This is a genomic window from Amycolatopsis dendrobii (assembly GCF_014145675.1).
Lineage (GTDB): Bacteria > Actinomycetota > Actinomycetes > Mycobacteriales > Pseudonocardiaceae > Amycolatopsis > Amycolatopsis dendrobii.
In genome coordinates this window covers 71,483-89,292 of record NZ_JACGZW010000013.1, presented here as the reverse complement: position 1 = coordinate 89,292, position 17,810 = coordinate 71,483, and the positions used below count along the sequence as shown (strand labels likewise).

At 70.7% G+C, this 17,810-nt stretch carries 18 protein-coding genes; 6 read left to right on the top strand and 12 right to left on the bottom strand.

What is annotated here, in order from left to right:
* The 5 genes from H4281_RS34470 to H4281_RS34450 form a co-directional block, all read right to left on the bottom strand.
* Nucleotides 1-732: an amino acid ABC transporter ATP-binding protein gene (locus tag H4281_RS34470; protein WP_281390713.1), complete on the bottom strand. Its 732-nt coding sequence runs from the start codon at nt 730-732 to the stop codon at nt 1-3.
* Entirely contained in the window at nt 732-2,222 is a 1,491-nt protein-coding gene (locus tag H4281_RS34465; RefSeq protein ID WP_182895047.1) for an ABC transporter substrate-binding protein/permease, read from the bottom strand. The genes H4281_RS34470 and H4281_RS34465 overlap by 1 nt, the downstream gene beginning before the upstream one ends.
* A 2-nt stretch (nt 2,223-2,224) precedes the next feature.
* Complete coding sequence (hutG, locus tag H4281_RS34460; protein ID WP_182895046.1) at nt 2,225-3,154, bottom strand: formimidoylglutamase; 930 nt, start codon at nt 3,152-3,154, stop codon at nt 2,225-2,227.
* A complete protein-coding gene (locus tag H4281_RS34455; protein ID WP_182895045.1) occupies nt 3,151-3,894 on the bottom strand; it encodes an IclR family transcriptional regulator in 744 nt (247 codons plus the stop codon). The genes hutG and H4281_RS34455 overlap by 4 nt, the downstream gene beginning before the upstream one ends.
* A 225-nt stretch (nt 3,895-4,119) precedes the next feature.
* The gene (locus H4281_RS34450; protein WP_182895044.1) at nt 4,120-4,725 is read right to left on the bottom strand and encodes a permease-like cell division protein FtsX; all 606 of its coding nucleotides are present in this window, start codon (nt 4,723-4,725) and stop codon (nt 4,120-4,122) included.
* Between the two features lie 174 nt (nt 4,726-4,899).
* On the opposite strand from H4281_RS34450, the gene H4281_RS34445 reads away from it, so the two are divergent.
* Nucleotides 4,900-6,309, top strand: a complete 1,410-nt coding sequence (locus H4281_RS34445; RefSeq protein WP_182895043.1) for a 3' terminal RNA ribose 2'-O-methyltransferase Hen1 — start codon at nt 4,900-4,902, stop codon at nt 6,307-6,309.
* An 82-nt stretch (nt 6,310-6,391) separates the two neighbouring features.
* Entirely contained in the window at nt 6,392-8,947 is a 2,556-nt protein-coding gene (locus H4281_RS34440) for a polynucleotide kinase-phosphatase (RefSeq protein WP_182895042.1), read from the top strand.
* Between the two features lie 67 nt (nt 8,948-9,014).
* Here the strand turns inward: H4281_RS34440 and H4281_RS34435 are convergent, their stop codons facing one another.
* Nucleotides 9,015-9,488 carry a hypothetical protein gene (locus H4281_RS34435; RefSeq protein WP_182895041.1) on the bottom strand — a complete coding sequence of 158 codons (474 nt, stop codon included), beginning with the start codon at nt 9,486-9,488 and terminating at the stop codon, nt 9,015-9,017.
* A gap of 128 nt (nt 9,489-9,616) precedes the next feature.
* Between H4281_RS34435 and H4281_RS34430 the strand changes: the two genes are divergently transcribed.
* Nucleotides 9,617-10,051 carry an ATP-binding protein gene (locus H4281_RS34430; protein WP_182895040.1) on the top strand — a complete coding sequence of 145 codons (435 nt, stop codon included), beginning with the start codon at nt 9,617-9,619 and terminating at the stop codon, nt 10,049-10,051.
* A 34-nt stretch (nt 10,052-10,085) separates the two neighbouring features.
* Nucleotides 10,086-10,688 carry an endonuclease gene (locus tag H4281_RS34425; RefSeq protein ID WP_182895039.1) on the top strand — a complete coding sequence of 201 codons (603 nt, stop codon included), beginning with the start codon at nt 10,086-10,088 and terminating at the stop codon, nt 10,686-10,688.
* On the opposite strand, the gene H4281_RS34420 is transcribed toward H4281_RS34425, so the two are convergent.
* The 4 genes from H4281_RS34420 to H4281_RS34405 all read right to left on the bottom strand — a co-directional run bounded on the left by H4281_RS34420 (nt 10,685) and on the right by H4281_RS34405 (nt 13,594).
* Nucleotides 10,685-11,605 carry a universal stress protein gene (locus H4281_RS34420; RefSeq protein WP_220508271.1) on the bottom strand — a complete coding sequence of 307 codons (921 nt, stop codon included), beginning with the start codon at nt 11,603-11,605 and terminating at the stop codon, nt 10,685-10,687. The genes H4281_RS34425 and H4281_RS34420 overlap by 4 nt on opposite strands.
* 78 nt (nt 11,606-11,683) lie before the next feature.
* Nucleotides 11,684-11,833, bottom strand: a complete 150-nt coding sequence (locus H4281_RS34415) for a hypothetical protein (RefSeq protein ID WP_182895038.1) — start codon at nt 11,831-11,833, stop codon at nt 11,684-11,686.
* Nucleotides 11,834-11,999: 166 nt separating this feature from the next.
* Nucleotides 12,000-13,043 carry a GAF and ANTAR domain-containing protein gene (locus tag H4281_RS34410; protein WP_237599279.1) on the bottom strand — a complete coding sequence of 348 codons (1,044 nt, stop codon included), beginning with the start codon at nt 13,041-13,043 and terminating at the stop codon, nt 12,000-12,002.
* 149 nt (nt 13,044-13,192) lie between these two features.
* Nucleotides 13,193-13,594 (bottom strand): STAS domain-containing protein, encoded by a 402-nt coding sequence (locus H4281_RS34405; protein WP_182895037.1) that lies wholly within the window; start codon nt 13,592-13,594, stop codon nt 13,193-13,195.
* Nucleotides 13,595-13,901: 307 nt separating this feature from the next.
* Between H4281_RS34405 and H4281_RS34400 the strand changes: the two genes are divergently transcribed.
* Nucleotides 13,902-15,254, top strand: coding sequence for a cytochrome P450 (locus tag H4281_RS34400; RefSeq protein ID WP_182895036.1), 1,353 nt, complete (start codon nt 13,902-13,904; stop codon nt 15,252-15,254).
* A 72-nt stretch (nt 15,255-15,326) separates the two neighbouring features.
* Here the strand turns inward: H4281_RS34400 and H4281_RS34395 are convergent, their stop codons facing one another.
* Together H4281_RS34395 and H4281_RS34390 are read right to left on the bottom strand one after the other, a co-directional pair.
* Nucleotides 15,327-15,833, bottom strand: coding sequence for a type 1 glutamine amidotransferase domain-containing protein (locus tag H4281_RS34395; protein WP_182895035.1), 507 nt, complete (start codon nt 15,831-15,833; stop codon nt 15,327-15,329).
* Nucleotides 15,834-15,930: 97 nt separating this feature from the next.
* Nucleotides 15,931-16,392, bottom strand: coding sequence for an SRPBCC family protein (locus H4281_RS34390; protein WP_182895034.1), 462 nt, complete (start codon nt 16,390-16,392; stop codon nt 15,931-15,933).
* 114 nt (nt 16,393-16,506) lie between these two features.
* Between H4281_RS34390 and H4281_RS34385 the strand changes: the two genes are divergently transcribed.
* Nucleotides 16,507-17,799, top strand: coding sequence for an NAD(P)/FAD-dependent oxidoreductase (locus H4281_RS34385; RefSeq protein WP_182895033.1), 1,293 nt, complete (start codon nt 16,507-16,509; stop codon nt 17,797-17,799).
* The last annotated feature ends 11 nt before the right edge of the window (nt 17,800-17,810 follow it).

Sequence of the window (17,810 nt, the reverse complement as noted above, 5' to 3'; positions counted from 1 at the left end):
TCAGAGGACCTTTTCCAGGAAAGCCTGCGCCCGCGGATTCGCGTTGCCCGCGGAGAAGAACTCCGACGGCGGCAGGTCAGCAGCGATCTTCCCGCCGTCCACGAAGACCACGCGATCGGCGACCTTGCGAGCGAACCCCATCTCGTGGGTCACCACGAGCATCGTCATCCCGTCCTTGGCCAGCTCGGACATGATGTCGAGAACGTCCTGCACCACCTCGGGGTCCAGCGCCGAGGTCGGCTCGTCGAACAGCATCAGCTTCGGGTCCATCGCGGCGGCCCGGACGATCGCGACGCGCTGTTTCTGCCCGCCGGACAACCGGTTCGGGTACGCACCAGCGCGTTCGAGCATGCCGACGCGCTCCAGCAGGGCACGCGCCTTCGCCTCGGCTTCCTCTTTGGACCGCTTGAGCACATTCATCTGCGGCAGCACGACATTGCGCAGCACCGTCATGTTCGGGAACAGGTTGAAGTGCTGGAACACCATGCCCATCCGGGACCGCAGGCGGTCCAGGTCGACGCCGCGTCCGGTCAGGTCCTCGCCGTCGAACGTGACGCTGCCCGTCGTCGGGGTCTCCAGGAGGTTGAGGCAGCGCAGGAAGGTGGACTTCCCGCCGCCGCTGGGGCCGATCACCGCGACCACCTGGCCGGGTTCGATCGCGAAGTCGATCCCGTCGAGCACCTTGACCTCGCCGTAGGACTTGGTGAGGCCGCGGACTTCCAACAGTGCCATCAGATGTACACCGCCATCTTCTTTTCAAGGGTGCGCGTGGTGACGCTGATCAGGTTGGTGAGCAGGTAATACAGCAGGCCGATGAACAGGTACACGGTCAGCGCGTCGAAGGTGCGGGAGATGATGGTCTGCCCCACCAGGAACAGCTCGTGAATGGTCACGAAGGACACCAGCGCGGAGTTCTTCGTCAGCGACACGAATTCGTTGCCCAGCGGCGGAAGCATCCGCAGGAACGCCTGCGGGATGATCACGTGCCGCATCGCCGACACCTGCGACATGCCGCACGACCGTGCCGCTTCCAACTGTCCGCGGTCGATGGACTGCACGGCACCGCGGAAGATCTCGGTCACGTACGAACCGCTGTAGAGGCCGAGGGAGATGATGCCCGCGGTCATCGGCGGCAGCTGCAGGCCGAGCTGCGGCAGTCCGAAGTAGATGAAGAACAGCTGCACGACGAACGGCGTCCCGCGGATCACCGACACGTAGACGTTGCCGATCCACCGCACCGGCGCGATCTTGCTGAGCTTGGCGAATCCGCCGAGCGTGCCGAGCAGCAGGCTCAGCGCCAGAGCGAGCAGAATGACCTGCAGGCTCACCAGCAGCCCCTGCCAGAGCTGTCCCGAGGAATCGACGATGGTGGCGAAGTTGAACAGCGAGTGCCCGCCCGGCTTCGCTGCGGTGCTCTCCGCGCCGAACCACTTCTCGGTGGCCTGCTTGTACGAACCGTCGTCGCGCATCTGCTTGAGCGCGGTGTTGAACGCGGTCCGCAGTTCGGTGTCGGCTTTCTGGAAGGCGTAGCCGTAGTTCTCCTCGGTCAGCCGGTCGCCGACCTGCTTGAGGCCGCCCTGCTGCGCGATGAAGTACTTTCCGGCCGGCGCCCCGGTGACGACGGCGTCCGCCTGGCCCAGTTTCACCGACGAGAACATCTGCTCGTTGGTCTGCGCCGTGATCAGCTGCGCGGCGGGCTGGTGCTGGGTGAGCCAGTCGACGGACTTCGTGCCCACCTGGACCGCGACCCGCTTGCCGGCGAGATCCTTGAGCGAGGTGACGGAGTTGTCCTTGTCGGACACGAAAACCGCGAGCCCGCCCGGATAGTAGATGTCCGAGAAGTCGACGGCTTTCTGCCGCGCGGGGCTGATGTAGATCGCCGACGCGCCGACGTCGATCTGGTTCGCTTGCAGCGCCGGGACGATGTTCCCGAACGGCATCTGGACGAAGTCGACCTTCTTGATGCCCGCCCGCTGCGCGAGCGCCCGCACCAGGTCGACGTCGAAGCCGAGCTGGCCGCCCTTGGCGTCGGTGAACTCGAACGGCGGGAACGTGGCGTCGGTGCCGACCCGGAGCGCGGTCTGCCCGGACCGCAGCGCGGCGAGCTTCCCGCCCTGCGGTTCGGCCGCGCTCGCCGTGCTCACTGCGCTCGCCGGCAGGAACGCGAGCAGGCAGGCCAGCAGCACGGCGCCGAGCCGCGGCCAGATTCGCTGAGGGGGCATGGTCAGTGTCCTTCCGGGACCGGACGGCTCGTCACGAGCGTGTGCGCGAGGCGGGCCGCGATCCGGGCTGTGCGGTGGTCGACGTCGTAGACGGGGTTCAGTTCGGTGATGTCGGCGAGGGCGAGCTTCGGGTCGCTCGCGACCAGCCGGCACACCTCGAGGACGACCGCGGCGGGTACGCCGAGGGTCGCGGGAGCGCTGACCCCTGGCGCCTGCGCGGCGGGGAGCACGTCGAGATCGATCGACAGATACAGCGCGTCGACGTCCGCGGCGAAGGCCCGGACGAAGTCGAGAACGGGACGGCGTTCCTGGCAGTCGACGTCCAGGAGGTGGCGGACGTTCAGCCCGGCGGCCGTCTCGAACAACGCGGCGGTGTTGCCGGGCTCGCTGATTCCGGCCACGGCGTAGGAGAATTCCGCGCCGCGCTCGGCTTCCCGGGCGGCGATCTGCCGGAACGGGGTGCCCGAGGACGCGCGGTCGGCCGTCCTCAGGTCGAAGTGCGCGTCGAGGTTGAGGATGCCGAGACGACGGCCGTCCAGCAGGCCGCTGCGGGCGAGGCCGAGGTACGAGCCGTACGCCGTTTCGTGGCCGCCGCCGAGCACCAGCGGGAGGTTTCCGTCGCTGAGCTGCTTCGCGACCAGCTCGCCGAGGTTTTCCTGCCCCGCTTCCAGCTCGTCGCCCTCGACGACGACGTCGCCCGCGTCGCTCACCACGAACTCCGGCTGGAGCGCGAACGACGCCAGCGCCTGCCGGATCGCGTTCGGCCCGCCGCGCGCTCCCGGCCGTCCGCCGTTGCGCCGGACCCCGGCGTCGCTGGCGAACCCGATCAGCGAAACGCCTGCACCGCTGGAGAATTCATTGACGGCGTGGTGCCATCGGCGGTGTTCCGGACCGCTGCCGTCCTCGCGTCCGGTCCACTTCTTCGTGCTCACACGTGCTCCTGCAATCGGCTGATGTCCTGCGCGGCGGCGTGGGTGAGCGTGACGAGGGAATCGCGGCGCGGGCGCACGCGGAAATCCGGGGCCATCGTGCTCACCGCGCCGACGAGAGTGCGCTGCCGGTCCAGCACCGGCACGCTCACGCCCCACACCCCCGGGTCGACCTGGCCGACGCTCTCCGCGAAGCCCTGGTCCCGGACCCGGCGCAGCTCGGTTTCGAGCTTCGCGACCTGCTCGCCGCTCAGCCCGTGCGCCTCGGCGGTCGCCGCGACCCGGTCCTCCGGCAGGTGCGCCAGCAACGCCTGCGCACTCGCCCCGAAGACGAGCGGCTTGCTCAGCCCCGGCGAAAAACTGCACCGGATCACGCGGGTCCCCTCGGCCGCTTCGACGCAGAGCACGTCGTTGTCGCGAGCGATGAGGAACGCGGCGAGCTCGTCGGTGTCCGCGGCGAGCTGCCGCAGCCGCCGCTTGACGCCGCCCTGGCCCAGCGCTTCGCGACGGTAGTTCTCGGCCATCTGGACGGTGAGCGAGCCCGCGCAGTACCGGCCGCGAGTACGCGCCTGGTGCACGAGGCCAGTCTCGACGAACGTCGTCAGGTAGCGGTACACGGCACTGGACGGAATGCCCGTGCCGACGGAGATCTCCTCCGCCGTGGCGCTCTCCCGTTCGGCGAACACCGCCAGGATCCGCGCCGCTCTGGTCCCGGCTCTCCGGTTGGCATCCGCGCTAGTCATGGCGGGCACGCTACGTCTCGGCCGGGTGGGCGCCCAGAGCGTTTTCCCAGTTAATGGGAAGTTTATTCCCGGTGATTGGCTGTGCGCGGAGCGGAGCGGGCGGTCGCTCTTCGGGGCGGGTGCTCCCGCTGCCGGGCACGTTCGCGCGCACCGCTCAGCGACTGGCGGCGCCGTCGAAGCTGTGTTCGATCCGTTTCCCTCGGGGTCGAGGTCCGGAACGGGTGATCAGCGGGAGTGCTCGCCGTTGGGCAGGCAGTTCGGATCCCGGTAGCCCGGCCCGGCGAACCGGCTGCGGACCTCGTTGTCGTCGCTGACTTTCCGCGCCGCGGGGAACTGGACGCGGAACTGGCCGGCGATGCCCGCCGTGGCGTTCTGGTCCTTCGGCACCACGATGACCGAGGCGGGCATGGCGTCCGGCCCCGTCGTCTCCAGCAGCTGCGGCTGGTTCGCGAAGATCCGCCGGAACCTCGCGTAAGCCTCCTGCTGAGTCTCGGTGTAGGACCGCAGGACCCGGGGGTCGCCGCGCAGCGTCCGGGCGACAGCCGTCATCTCGGCGTCGGTTTTGAGACTGACAGTCACGGTGCCGGCGCAGACTTCGTGAGTGCCGAGCGGTATCGCACCGTCCGGCAACGCATACCCGTCGATGGCGCGCCCGTCGAACAGCCACCATCCCGAACCGCCCAGCACGGCGACGGCTGCGAGCACGAACGCCGCCGTCGCCAGCCGGTACCAGCGGCCCGCGCGCGACTGGTGCGGCAGCGCGGCCGATGGCGAAGCTGGCGCCTCCGGGCTCTTGGGCTCGTTGTCCGCACTGGTGTCCCGGTCGTTCATCACGTTTCCCAGTTCTGTGTTCGCCTGAATACAGTTTCCGGTTATCGGGCAAGAGGACGCCGCCGCTACCGAGAAAGACCGCACTGCGGCGTCGGGCACATCCCGCGCACCGCAGGCGGCGATGAGCAGGAAACTCCCGCGACACCAGCCGGCGCCGTCCGGAATACTCCCCTGGTGTTCCTGACCGTCACCACGACCCGCCAGCCCGCTTCCGACCTGGGGTTCCTGCTGCACAAGCACCCAGGCCGGGTGCAGTCGTTCGAGCTTTCCGCCGGCCAAGCGCACGTCTTCTACCCCGAGACGTCCGACACCCGGTGCACAGCCGCGCTCATGCTCGAAGTCGACCCAGTCGCCCTAGGGCGCGGCAAGTCCGGCTCCGGCGACGGGTTCACGCTGGGCCAGTACGTGAACGACCGTCCCTACGCCGCGTCGAGCCTGCTTTCCGTGGCGCTCAAGGAAGTCTTCCGCACCGCGCTCACCGGCCGGTGCAAGTCCCGTCCGGAGCTGGCGGCCAGTGCGATCCCGCTCGACATCCGGGTGCCTGCCTGTCCGGGCGGCGCCGACCTGGTGCGCCGGCTGTTCGAGCCGCTCGGCTGGACGGTCGAGGCGACGGAGCTCCCGCTCGATCCGCAGTTCCCGCGGTGGGGCGATTCGCGCTATGTCGACCTCCGGCTCACCGGCGAGCTCCGGCTGGCCGACGCGCTCAACCACGTTTACGTGCTGCTGCCCGTTCTGGACAACGCGAAGCACTACTGGGTCAGCGAAGACGAGATCGACAAGCTTGTGCGCGCCGGCGGCGACTGGCTCGCCGGGCATCCCGAGAAGGAGCTGATCACCCGCCGCTACCTCGCGCATCGCCGCGCGCTGACGGCCGCCGCGTTGACCCGGCTGGCCGAAGTGGACGATTCGGAGCCCGAGGAGATCGACAATGCGCTGGCCGAGCCCGTCGTCCTCGAAGCGCCGGACCGTCCGGTGCCGCTGGCCGAGCAGCGGCGCGGCACGATCATGGCCGTGCTCCGGTCGCTGCGAGCGCGTTCGGTCGGCGACTTCGGGTGCGGCGAGGGCGCGCTGGTGCGCGATCTGCTGGCCGAAAAATCCGTCGAGCGGATCGTGGCCGCGGACGTCTCGGCTCGCGCGTTGCAGGTCGCGGCACGGAAACTGCGGCTGGAGCGACGGTCCGAAACGGAGCGATCGAGGCTGGAGCTGCTGCAGTCCTCGCTCACCTACCGCGACGACCGGCTCGCCGGGCTCGACGCGGCGGTGCTGATGGAGGTCGTCGAGCACGTCGACCCGCCGCGGCTCGAAGCGCTGGAGCGCACGGTGTTCGAGTTCGCCGCCCCGCGCGCGGTGATCGTGACCACGCCCAACCGCGAGTACAACGTGCGTTTCGAGTCGCTGCCCGCGGGCGAGCTGCGCCACCGCGACCACCGTTTCGAGTGGACGCGCGCCGAGTTCCGCGCGTGGGCGGACCGGGTCGCGAGCAGCTACGGCTACGGCGTGCGGATGCTGCCGGTCGGTTCCGAGGATCCCGAAGTCGGCCCGGCGACGCAGCTGGCCCTGTTCACGAAAGGAGGTGCGGCATGAGCGCAGCTTGCAAGCGAATCATCGGCGTTCATGCCGACGACTCCCCGTTGACCAGCGTGAAACTCCTTGTGGAGGTGGCGGCATGAGCCCGCTTGAGATCCCCGACCTGTGCCTCGTCGTGCTGGTCGGCGCGAGCGGATCCGGCAAATCGACGTTCGGCCGCACGCATTTCAAGCCGACCGAGGTGATCTCGTCGGACTTCTGCCGGGGGCTGGTGTCCGACGACGAGAACGACCAGTCGGCGACCAAGGACGCGTTCGACGTCCTGCACTACATCGTCGGCAAGCGGCTCGCCGCCGGGCGCCTGACCGTGATCGACGCCACCAACGTGCAGCCCGGCTCGCGCAAGTCGCTGGTCGCGCTGGCCAAGGAACACGACGTGCTGCCGGTGGCGATCGTGCTGGACCCGCCGGAATCGCTGTGCGTCGCGCGCAACGCCGACCGTCCGGACCGGAACTTCGGCGCGCAGGTCGTCCGGCGCCAGCGAGACCAGCTGCGCCGCGGGTTGCGGAGTCTGCCGAAGGAAGGCTTCCGGACGGTGCACGTCTTGCGCACTCCGGAGGAGACCGCCGAAGCGACGATCACGCGCGTCCCGCTGTACAACGACTTGCGGCACGAGACCGGCCCGTTCGACATCGTCGGCGACATCCACGGCTGCCGGGCCGAACTCGAAGCGCTGCTCGCCGAACTCGGGTACGCGATCGAGCGCGACGATCAGGGCCGCGCGATCGGGGCGCGGCATCCGGAGCGAAGGGCGGTGTTCGTCGGCGATCTCGTCGACCGCGGCCCGGACACGCCGGGCGTGCTGCGGCTGGTGATGGGCATGGTGCGCGCGGGAAATGCCTTCTGTGTCACCGGAAACCACGAGCACAAGCTGTTGCGTGCGCTGCGCGGCCGGAACGTCCAGGTCACGCACGGACTCGCGGAGTCGCTGCAGCAGCTCGAGGCGGAGACGGCCGAATTCCGGGCTGAGGCACAGGAATTCATGGACGGCCTGATCAGCCACTACGTCCTGGACGGCGGCGAGCTGGTCGTCGCGCACGCCGGGATCACCGAGCGTTTCCAGGGGCGCGCGTCCGGGCGCGTGCGGAGCTTCTGCATGTACGGGCAGAGCACCGGCGAGACCGACGAATTCGGCCTGCCCGTGCGCTATCCGTGGGCGAACGAGTACCGCGGCCGCGCGATGGTCGTCTACGGCCACACCCCGGCGCCCTCCGCGGAGTGGGTGAACAACACCCTCTGCCTCGACACCGGGTGCGTGTTCGGCGGGACGCTCACCGCCTTGCGCTATCCGGAAAAGGAGATCGTCTCGGTCCCGGCGGCCGAGGTGTACTACGAACCCGCCAGGCCGTTCCCCGCCAATCCGGCGGCCGCGGAGCCGATCGCCCGGCGCGATCCGGGCGTTCTCGACGTCACCGACGTCCTGGGCCGCCGGGTGATCGAGACCGCCTACCAGAAGCGGGTCGGCGTCCGCGAGGAGAACGCCGCGGCGGCTTTGGAGGTGATGTCGCGGTTCGCGATCGACCCGCGCTGGCTGGTCTACCTGCCGCCGACCATGTCGCCGGTCGCCGCCGCGACGGCCGACGGGCTGCTGGAACACCCGCGGCAGGCGTTCGACTACTTCCGCGCGGAGGGCGTGGATTCCGTGGTGTGCGAGGAAAAGCACATGGGCTCGCGCGCGGTCGCGCTCGTGTGCCGCTCGCTCGACGCGGCCCGCGCCCGCTTCGGCGCGCCCGGCGACGCCCTCGGCGCGGTGTGGACGCGGACCGGACGGCACTTCTTCTCCGAAACGCTGACGGCCGAAGCGGTCGACCGGATCCGCGCGGCCGCGGAGAAGGCCGGTCTGTTCGACGAACTCGACTCGGATTGGCTGCTGCTCGACGGCGAATTGCTGCCGTGGAGCGCGAAGGCCGAGCAACTGCTGCGCGATCAGTACGCCGCGGTCGGCGCTGCTGCCCGCTCGGCGCTTCCGGCTGCCGTGAGCGCGCTGGCCGCCGCCGATGCGGCCGGCCTCGACGTGTCCGATTTGCTGGAGCGCACGCGCTCCCGCGCAACCAACGCGGACGCGTTCGCCCAGTCGTACCGGCGCTATTGCTGGCCGACCGACGGCCTCGACGGCGTACGCTTCGCACCCTTCCAGGTGCTGGCGTCGGCGGGCCAGGCGCATCACCAGCGGCCTCACGATTGGCACCTCGCACTGGCGGACCGGCTCGTCGAAAGCAGTGACGGTTTCCTCGCCCCGACCGGACGGTTGCCGGTCGACACCACCGATCCCGGGTCGGTCGCGGCGGCCGTCGGCTGGTGGACCGAGCTCACCGCGAAGGGCGGCGAGGGCATGGTGGTCAAACCGGCCGCCAACCTGGTCCGGGGCCCGCACGGGCTGGTGCAGCCGGGGCTGAAGGTCCGCGGCCGCGAGTACCTCCGGATCGTCTACGGCCCCGACTACACCGAGGAACGCCATTTGACCCGGTTGCGGCAGCGAGGACTCGGCCACAAGCGGTCGCTGGCGCTGCGGGAGTACGGCCTCGGCCTGGAAGCGCTGGACCGCCTCGCCCGCGACGAGCCGATGTGGCGCGTGCACGAATGCGTTTTCGCTGTGCTGGCACTGGAATCGGAGCCGGTCGACCCTCGCTTGTAGACAGTCGAGCCGCACACAGAGAACGGTGCGCTTCCGCAGTGCTCGCGGAAGCGCACCGTTCGAATCCTCAGGCCGTGTACGGCGATCGCTGCTCCAGCGACGGGCTGACATCCGGATGCCTGCCCTGCTGCCCCGGCACCGGCGTCACCGTCGGGGCCTGCAGATCCGTCTCCGAGCGACGCGCTATCCGCTCGTCGCGATGGGCGATCGCGTCGGCCACGTCCTGCTCGCCGCGGATCCGGGCCAGCGCGCCCAGCGTCGCCGCGTGCGCCAAGGCCAGGATCAGCAAGAGCACGCCCACGCGGCCGACCACGCCCGGCAGGTCGCTGCCGCCCAGGTCGACGAGCGAGACCAAGGCGAGGACGCCCAAGGTCACGAGGTGGAACAACACGGTCACCAGCCGGGTCATCGAGGCGCCGGCTCCGGGGTCCCCGTAGGCGTTCGCGAGGTAACGGCGGCCGCTGCGGTAGATGATCTGGCCGTCCACCAGGACCAGCGCGATCCCGATCGCGAGGAACGAGAGGTATGCGTTGGTGCTCATGCCGGGTACTCCTTTCCTGCCGTGCTCCGATCCTCCGGTTACCCGTCGTGCCGCGCCGGAAACGGGCCGTTCGGGTGCCGCCGGACGGCGGTGGTTGACCTACCGCCGGACGGGGTAACCCGAACCGCATGGTTCAGCGCGACACGGACGGAACGGGCGTGCTGACCGCGGCTTCTCCCGTGGTCGAACTGCGCCTTCCGGCGAACGGGGAACTGCTCTTCCTGGCCCGGCTGGTGGCCGAGGACATCGCCGCCTCGGCGGAGTTCGCCGTCGACGAGGTCGCCGACCTCCGGCTGGCCGTCGACGAAGCGGTCGCGGCGCAGGCGCGCCGGGCGGACGACGGCGCGGTGCTGGAATGCGCGTTCCGGTGCGCCGGCCGGATGACGGTCACCGTCGCCACCACCTCGTCGTGGGCGTTCCCGCCCGGACCGGACGAGGTCGGCTGGCACATCCTGCGCGCGCTGACCGACTCGCTCGACGCCTGGACCGAACCCGCGCCCGGCACGGACGGCTGGCGGCTGTGCGTCGAATTCGCCGTGGAACCGTTCCCCGGACAGCGCTGAGTTTCGCTTCCGTCCGAACGGGAATCCGGCGTCCATGCGCCGAGTGGACGAACTCCTCGCCGAACACGGCACGACGTTCGCCGAGGAAGCCGGGATCAAGCTGGCCGACAAACCGCAGCCGCTGTACCGGTTGCTGGTCCTCACCACGCTGCTGTCGACGCGGATCAGCGCCGACATCGCGGTCGCCGCCGCCCGCGAACTCTCGCGTTCGGGCTGGCGCTCCCCCGCCGCGATGCGCGATTCCACGTGGCAGCAACGGGTTGACGCACTCGGCCGGGCCCACTACGTCCGGTATGACGAAAGCACTTCGCACCACCTCGGCGAAAGCGCCGAGTTCATCCGCGACGAGTATCGCGACGACCTGCGCCGCATGGCCGACGCCGCCGGCGGCGACCCGCGGCGGCTGGAAAAACTCATCACCGAGTTCCCGCGGATCGGCCCGACCGGCGCGCAGATCTTTTGCCGCGAAGCACAGGCGGTGTGGCCGTGGCTGCGTCCGTACTTCGACCGCAAAGCCTTGGACGGCGCGAAAAAGGCCGGGCTGCCCACCGATCCGGGACGCCTGGCGAAACTGGTGCCGGGCGACGATTCGGCCCGGCTGGCAGCGGCGCTGGTGCGGCGGAGCTCGCAGCGTTAGCCCGGGTGTTCCTCGACACCCTCCCGCACGATCGCGACCGGGCACGGCGCGTGATAAGCCATCGCGTGGCTCACCGAACCGAGGAACGCGCCCCGCAAGGCGCCGCGACCATGCCCGCCGACCACCAGCAGCGTCGCCGCTTCCGCGTGGTCCAGCAGCACCTCGGCCACACTGCCCAGCGCGACCTCCCGGCGCACCACGACGTCCGGATGCCGCTCGCCGAGACCGGTGAGGGATTCCGCGAGCAGCCGTTCGCCCTCGTCCTGCGGGGTCTGCTGCCCCTCGCCGCCGGAGCGGGCCGGGCCGAAGACGTCCTCCGGCGGTTCCGACCACACGTGCACCGCGTGCAGCACGCAGCCGTGCCGGTCAGCGAAATCGTACGCGTACCGCACCGCCGCGACGCTGGCCGGCGAGCCGTCCACACCGACCACCACGCGCCGGGACTTCTCCTTCGAAGGGCGGACCACGACGACCGGACGCGCGCTCGTGTGCACCACCTGCGAGGCGGTCGACCCGAGCAGCAGCCGGGGCAGCCCGCTGCGGCCGGACGCGCCGACCACGATCAGCTCCGCCTGCCGTCCGATGTCCGCCAGCTCCCAGCTCGCCCGCCCGAACCGCACCCGGGTGCGCACCGGCAGCCCCGGCCGCTTCCGGCCGACCTCGGCGGCGACCTCGGCCAGTTCCTTGTCCGCGTAGTCCACAACGGACTGATCGGCCACGATCTCGCCCGCGACCGGGGTGATCACGCCGGGCACGAAGTCGACGTTGGGCATCGGCAGCGTCATCGTCCGGACGACGACGAGGCACGTCCCGAGCGCCTCCGCCTCGGCGGCGGCCCAGTCGACGGCCAAGCGGGCCCCGTCGGAACCGTCGTCCCCGACCACGACTCCCGGTTCGGCCCGGTCCGCTTCGTCCATCACCGGCCTCCGTTCTCGTGCGGCGCTTTCCCGGGAGGTACCCGGTCGCCGCGCACGGCAATCGGCCCCGCGGCGGCGTCAGCGCGGCTCGGGCGGGACGGGCGGCTCCGGCGGCGGCAGCGGACCCGGTCCGGGACGCGGCGGCGGGGCGGGCTCCGGCGGGAACGGCGGCACCGGCTCCGGCGGCGACGGGACGGGCTCCGGTCCGGGCGGCACGGGGTGCACCATGACGGGCTCCTTCCTCAGTCGGCTCCAGTCCTCCGTACCCCGGCTACCCGGCGGACCGGCGCCGGACACGTCGGATCCCGGGACCCGTTCCCGCTGGGAAACCAAGCCCGCGGGACCGCTGCTGAGCAGGCGAAACCCTCGGATGACGCGCGGCGGACCCCCGTCGTCACACCGCCGGGTCCGGCTCCCCCATCTCGGCGACCGGCCCGTCCAGCTCCTCGTGCCGGGCCGCGAGCGTCCCCGCCAGGTGCACCAGCTTCACGTTGAGCTGCTGCGAGGTCCGGCGCAGCAGATCGAACGCCTCCTGCGCGTCCAGCCCCCGGCGCGCCATGATGATGCCCTTCGCCTGGCCGATGACGTCCCGGCTGTCCAGCGCGCGCCGCAGCTGGGCCTGGTTCAGCTCGTTGCGGGTCACCGCGTCCGTTTCGGCGACCGCGAGGGTCGCGTGGGTGGCCAGGAGCAGCACGACGTCCCGGTCGGCGTCGGTCAGGCCGCCGGGCGTGCGGGAGTAGAGGTTGAGCGCGCCGGAGAACCGCGACACGGCGTCGTCGACCAGTGCGGTAGCCAGTACCGCGCGCCAGCCCAGCCCCGCCGCCGACGGGGCCCACCGCGGCCACTGTCCGTCGCTGCCCAGGTCGGCTGATTCGAGGAATTCCGGACGGTCCGGCACCGCCGCGTCGTGGCACGGGCCCTCGCCCAGTTCGTACTGCAGCACGTCCAGTTCGGCGGCCTTCGGATCGGTGTAGGCGGCGGTGTGGAAGGTGCCGTCCGGTGCGCGCAGCGTGATCGACACCAGCTCGGCGGACGGCACCAGCGACGCGGTCGCGTCCACGATCAGCTGCAGGACATCGCCGACGCTCTGCGCCGCCAGGAGCATCTCCGTCAGCGACCGGAACTGCTCGCCGGAGGGCCGCAGCGATTCGTCCTCGAAGGCCAGCGCCTCGGACGCGGAAGAGGAGAACGGGACGCACTCCTCTTCGAGCACCTGGCGGGCCACCCCGCCTTCCCGGCAGGCGAAGACCGCTTCGCTCGGCTGGGCGGTCTCGCGCAGCGCGGCGAGGTCTTCGCTGGAGAACGAGGTCAGCTCGCTCAGTTCGAAGACCACCATCCTCGGCTCCGCGGCCAGCGCTTCGCCCACCTCGCCGCGCAACCCCGCCGGATCGCCGCTCAGCCGCACCACGGCCGAGTAGTCGACCGTCCCGCCTTCCACCATTCCCTCCCTGCCAGCACGGATTTCCCCAGGCGCCTGCCAACGTACTCGGATCCGGGACGCGCGGCAGTGCCCCTTCGCGTCTCCGCCCAGCTCGCGGGCACAATTGAGGCCCGGCCCTCTGAAAGGGCCGGGCCGGGCGAACGGTGTTAACCGACCTCGGCCGACAGAGTCCGCGGAGCGGCGCCCGCTTCAACGGCGTCGGCGAGGCGTTCGACCACCCGCAGCGCCCGGTCGAGCCCGAGCAGGCGCAGCGGCCGCAGGACGGCGCGCTGGGCGGCGACCACGACGAACGCGATGCCCGCCAGCTCCGCCCCCCGCGCGGCTTCGATCAGCACTTCCAGGCCGCTGACCGAGCAGAATGTCAGGCCGGAGACATCGACGACCAGGGCAGGCGGGCCCAGCGCGATCTCCTCGGAGAGGACGTCGCGCAGCCGGTCGGTGGAGCGCTGGTCCAGTTCCGCGAAGACCGCGACGACGGTTTCACCCGCGGTGGCGGTGACCATGGTTCTCGCCGGTGCTCCCGGCAGATAAGCAAGCGTTTCGTGCATTGAGCCCTCCTCGCACATGCGAGACCGGGCCGATTCGCGCGGCCCGGCCCCAGACCCGGATCAAGCGGGCCGCTTGGGGTCAGGCGACGGCACGTGGGCTGAACCGCTCCTGCACCGACCGTACCGCAGCGCGGCGCCCGCGACCAGCCTGAGCCCCCTCGCGCCAGGGGCACTGTGGACGATCCGGACCCCGCGTCCGCCCGCGGAACCGTTCCGCACCTGGCGCTTTCCATCATCCACAAAGGACTCCCAGGCCGCTCCGCTCCCCGTGAGGTTTCGCTCGAACCGGCCCGGGTACCCGAACAGCATGGCGACCACCCACGCGACCGCGAGCCCGGACTTGTCCGAACTGCCCCCGGCCGACATCCGCCCGCAGCGGGCGTCGGTCCGCGACACCGGGCGCATCGTCGCGCGGGTGGTCGCCCCCACCGTCGGCATCGGACTGGTCAAACGCCGTCCCCGCGCGATGGCCGCGGCGGAGAAACTGCACGTCGACCGCTCAGGGATCCGCCTGCTGCACGATCTGCGCGAACGCTACGGACCCGGCCCGCTCGACCTGCCGGTCCCCGGCCGCTCGTTCCGCCTGGTGCTGGAGGCGAACCACGTCGGCTCGCTGCTGGCAGGCACGCCAAGCCCGTTCAGCCCGGACACCACCGAGAAAGACGCGGCCCTGCGCCATTTCCAGCCGCACGGCGTCCTGATCTCCGGCGGCGCCCGCCGCGCCCGGCGGCGGAAACTGAACGAAACCGTCCTCGAACCCGGCCGGGCCGCACACGAACTCGCCGGTTCCTGGACCGGCGCCATCCGCACCGAAGCGCACGAAATGCTTTCGGGTTTCCCCGACCTCGACGCGACGCAGTTCACCGAGCACTTCTGGACGATCATCCGCAAGATCGTGCTCGGCGGCGACACCACCGCCGACCGGCGGGTCACCGATCTGCTGGACCAGCTGCGGCTCAACGCGAACTGGGCCTTCGCGCACCCGCGTCGCGAGGATCAGCGCCGCCAGTTCCAGTCTTTGCTCGACCGCCAGCTCGGTCTGGACCGCCCGGGCAGCCTCGGCGCGGCGATGGCGAAACAACCAGCGGATGCGGAGGACGATCCGACCGGCCAGGTGCCGCACTGGCTGTTCGCCTTCGACGCCGCCGCGATCGCCACTCTCCGCACACTCGCCTTGCTCGCAACGCATCCCGACGAACTCGCCGAAGCCCGCCGGGAAGTCGCGGAAGCGGATCTCTCGAAGCCGCAGCAACTTCCGTACTTGCGCGCCTGCGTCCTGGAGTCCATCCGCCTCTGGCCGACGACGCCCGCCCTGCTGCGCGAAAGCACCGAGGACACCGCTTGGGGCCCGGCGGGAACGTCGTTCCTGATCTACCCGCCGTTCTTCCACCGCGACCCGGAAACGTTGCCGTACGCGGACTCCTTCGTACCGGACATCTGGCTCGACGGCCGTGCCAAAGCCAATCCCGCGCTCGTGCCGTTCAGCGCCGGACCTGGCGTGTGCCCCGGCCGTGACGTCGTGCTCTTCACCGCCTCGACACTGCTCGCTTCCCTGCTCCAGCAAGCGGGTTTCGCGCCGCGAGGCACCGCCGCCGACCTCCAGCCGGGGCGGCTCCCCGCGACGCTCAACCACTTCGGCATCCGCTTCGCGCTGTCCTGAGGTCCGTGAAGGGCTCCTTGAGGGAATCAGATTCCCTCAAGGAGCCCTTCACGGACAGCTGCCGGGCTCGGCTTACTTCAGGCGCTCCAGCAACGCATCGCAGAACGCGGGCAGATCATCCGGATTCCGCGACGTGATCACGCCGTCGTCCGTCACCACCTCGCGGTCGACCCACTCCGCGCCGGCGTTGCGCAGGTCGGTCTGCAACGACGGCCACGACGTCACCGTCCGGCCGCGCGCCAGCCCGGATTCGGCGAGCAGCCACGGGCCGTGGCAGACGGCCGCGACCGGTTTGCCCGCGGCGGCCGTCTCCCGCACCAGCGCCACCATCGGCTCGCTGGTGCGGATCTTGTCCGGGGAATAGCCGCCGGGCACCACGACCGCGTCGAAGTCCGCCGCGGCCACGTCGTCCACGGCCTGGTCGGTCGTGATTTCGGTGCCGTGCAACGCGGTGAGCTTCTTGCCCTTCGCCAGGCCGACCACCACCGGCTCGTGCCCGGCGGAACGCAACCGCTCGCACGGCACCAGGAATTCGTCGTCCTCGGTCATTTCGTCCACGAGCACTGCCACGCGGGCCATGCTGTTCTCCTCTCTGACACTGGGATTGAACGGGGTTGGCGCCCGCGCGGTTCCGCGATGCGCAACGGCATCGCGAAACCGCGGGGAAAACCGGAAATCAGCCCGGGCGTTCGACGTCGCCGCGCCAGGAGCCCGTTTCGCGTCCGCGCTGTTCGATGAACTGCTTGAACCGCAGCATGTCCCCCTTCACGCGCCGGTCCAGGATGCCGAGCTTGTCCGCTGCGTTCTCGGCGATTCCCTCGGGGTCGATCTCCATCTGCGCGGTGACCCGGGTCTTCGTGTCGCCCAAGCGGTGGAAGGTGATCACCCCGGCGTGGTCCGGCCCGGAATCCGAGCGCCACGCGACCCGCTCGTCCGGATGTTGCTCGGTGATGGTCGCGTCGAACTCCCTGCCGACGCCGCCGAAGCGGGTGACCCAGTGCGTGTGCGTCGCGTCGAGCTGGCGGATCTCCTCCACGCCTTCCATGAACTCGGGGAACGATTCGAACTGCGTCCACTGGTTGTACGCGGTCGACACCGGGACGTCGACGTCCACGATTTCGGTGATCGTGCTGCTCATGCGCTCCTCCTCGCAAGCGGGTACCGGACCCGGGTGCCCGGGGCGCGGCGGGCCGAAACCGGCGCGATTGCGCGGCCGCGCTCCGGGTACCCGTCGAGCGAAAGGAGGCCGCCCATGCGAGTCGTGATCGTCGGCGGCGGGTTCGCCGGATACCACGCGGCGCAGAAGCTGCTGCGCACCCTCGGGGACCGCGCCGAGATCGTCGTGCTGAACCCGACCGACTATTTCCTGTACCTGCCGCTGCTGCCGGAGGTGGCCAGCGGGATCGTCGACCCCCGGCACGTCGCGGTGTCCATTCCGGACACTCTGCGCGGCGTGCGGCTGGCGCTCGGCACCGCCGAGTCGGTCGACCTCGACGCCCGCACCGTGACCTACACCGACCCGGAAGACCGCGAGCGGAAGCTGGACTACGACCGGCTGATCCTCGCCGCGGGCAGCGTCAACAAGCTGCTGCCCATCCCCGGTGTCGCCGAATGCGCGCACGGTTTCCGCGGCCTGCCCGAGGCGCTGTACCTGCGCGACCATGTCACCCGGCAAATCGAACTGGCCGCCGCGACCGACGACCAGGCCGAGCGCGACGCCCGGTGCACGTTCGTCGTCGTCGGCGCGGGTTACACGGGCACGGAGGTCGCGGCGCAGGGCCCGGAATTCACCGCCGCCCTCGCGCGCCGACACCCAGAACTCAAGGGGCAGCCGATTCGCTGGCTGCTGCTGGACATCGCCGAACGCGTACTGCCCGAATTGGACCCCCGGCTCGGCGCGACCGCCGACCGGGTGCTGCGCGAGCGCGGCGTCGAGGTCCGGATGAAGACCTCGGTCGACCGAGCGGACATCGAAGGCGTGACGCTGACCACTGGCGACGCCGTCCCGACGCACACGCTCGTGTGGTGCGTGGGCGTCCGCCCCGATCCGCTGGTCTCCGACCTGGGCTTGGAAACGGTGAAGGGCCGGCTGGTCGTCACACCGGAGCTGAACGTGCCGGGCCGCGACGACGTGTTCGCCTGCGGTGACGCGGCGGCGGTGCCGGACCTGACCCGTCCCGGCCAAACCACTCCGATGACCGCTCAACACGCGCAGCGGCAAGGGAAACTCGCCGGGAACAACGTCGCCGCGTCGCTCGGCGTCGGCCGCGCGCGCAAGTACCGGCACCACGATCTCGGCTTCGCGGTCGACCTCGGGTCCGGCCAGGGCGCGGCCAATCCGCTGCACGTGCCGCTGGCCGGCCTTCCCGCTCGCCTGGTGACCCGCGGCTACCACCTGCTGTCACTGCCCGGAAACCGGCTGCGCACCGCGGCCGACTGGGCGCTGGAAAAGGCGGGCCGGCGGCAGACTGTCCAGCTGGGACTGGTCCGTTCCGGCGCGGTTCCGCTGGACACCGCCTCTCCCGAGCTGCCGCGGACCCGGTGAGGCTGTCCCGA

What these genes read in the sequence shown, in the direction of transcription:
- H4281_RS34470 (WP_281390713.1), bottom strand. Translation starts at nt 732, where the DNA reads ATGGCACTGTTGGAAGTCCGCGGCCTCACCAAGTCCTACGGCGAGGTC.
- H4281_RS34465 (WP_182895047.1), bottom strand. Translation starts at nt 2,222, where the DNA reads ATGCCCCCTCAGCGAATCTGGCCGCGGCTCGGCGCCGTGCTGCTGGCC.
- H4281_RS34455 (WP_182895045.1), bottom strand. Translation starts at nt 3,894, where the DNA reads ATGACTAGCGCGGATGCCAACCGGAGAGCCGGGACCAGAGCGGCGCGG.
- H4281_RS34450 (WP_182895044.1), bottom strand. Translation starts at nt 4,725, where the DNA reads ATGAACGACCGGGACACCAGTGCGGACAACGAGCCCAAGAGCCCGGAG.
- H4281_RS34440 (WP_182895042.1), top strand. Translation starts at nt 6,392, where the DNA reads ATGAGCCCGCTTGAGATCCCCGACCTGTGCCTCGTCGTGCTGGTCGGC.
- H4281_RS34435 (WP_182895041.1), bottom strand. Translation starts at nt 9,488, where the DNA reads ATGAGCACCAACGCATACCTCTCGTTCCTCGCGATCGGGATCGCGCTG.
- H4281_RS34430 (WP_182895040.1), top strand. Translation starts at nt 9,617, where the DNA reads ATGGTTCAGCGCGACACGGACGGAACGGGCGTGCTGACCGCGGCTTCT.
- H4281_RS34425 (WP_182895039.1), top strand. Translation starts at nt 10,086, where the DNA reads ATGCGCCGAGTGGACGAACTCCTCGCCGAACACGGCACGACGTTCGCC.
- H4281_RS34420 (WP_220508271.1), bottom strand. Translation starts at nt 11,605, where the DNA reads ATGGACGAAGCGGACCGGGCCGAACCGGGAGTCGTGGTCGGGGACGAC.
- H4281_RS34415 (WP_182895038.1), bottom strand. Translation starts at nt 11,833, where the DNA reads ATGGTGCACCCCGTGCCGCCCGGACCGGAGCCCGTCCCGTCGCCGCCG.
- H4281_RS34405 (WP_182895037.1), bottom strand. Translation starts at nt 13,594, where the DNA reads ATGCACGAAACGCTTGCTTATCTGCCGGGAGCACCGGCGAGAACCATG.
- H4281_RS34400 (WP_182895036.1), top strand. Translation starts at nt 13,902, where the DNA reads ATGGCGACCACCCACGCGACCGCGAGCCCGGACTTGTCCGAACTGCCC.
- H4281_RS34395 (WP_182895035.1), bottom strand. Translation starts at nt 15,833, where the DNA reads ATGGCCCGCGTGGCAGTGCTCGTGGACGAAATGACCGAGGACGACGAA.
- H4281_RS34390 (WP_182895034.1), bottom strand. Translation starts at nt 16,392, where the DNA reads ATGAGCAGCACGATCACCGAAATCGTGGACGTCGACGTCCCGGTGTCG.
- H4281_RS34385 (WP_182895033.1), top strand. Translation starts at nt 16,507, where the DNA reads ATGCGAGTCGTGATCGTCGGCGGCGGGTTCGCCGGATACCACGCGGCG.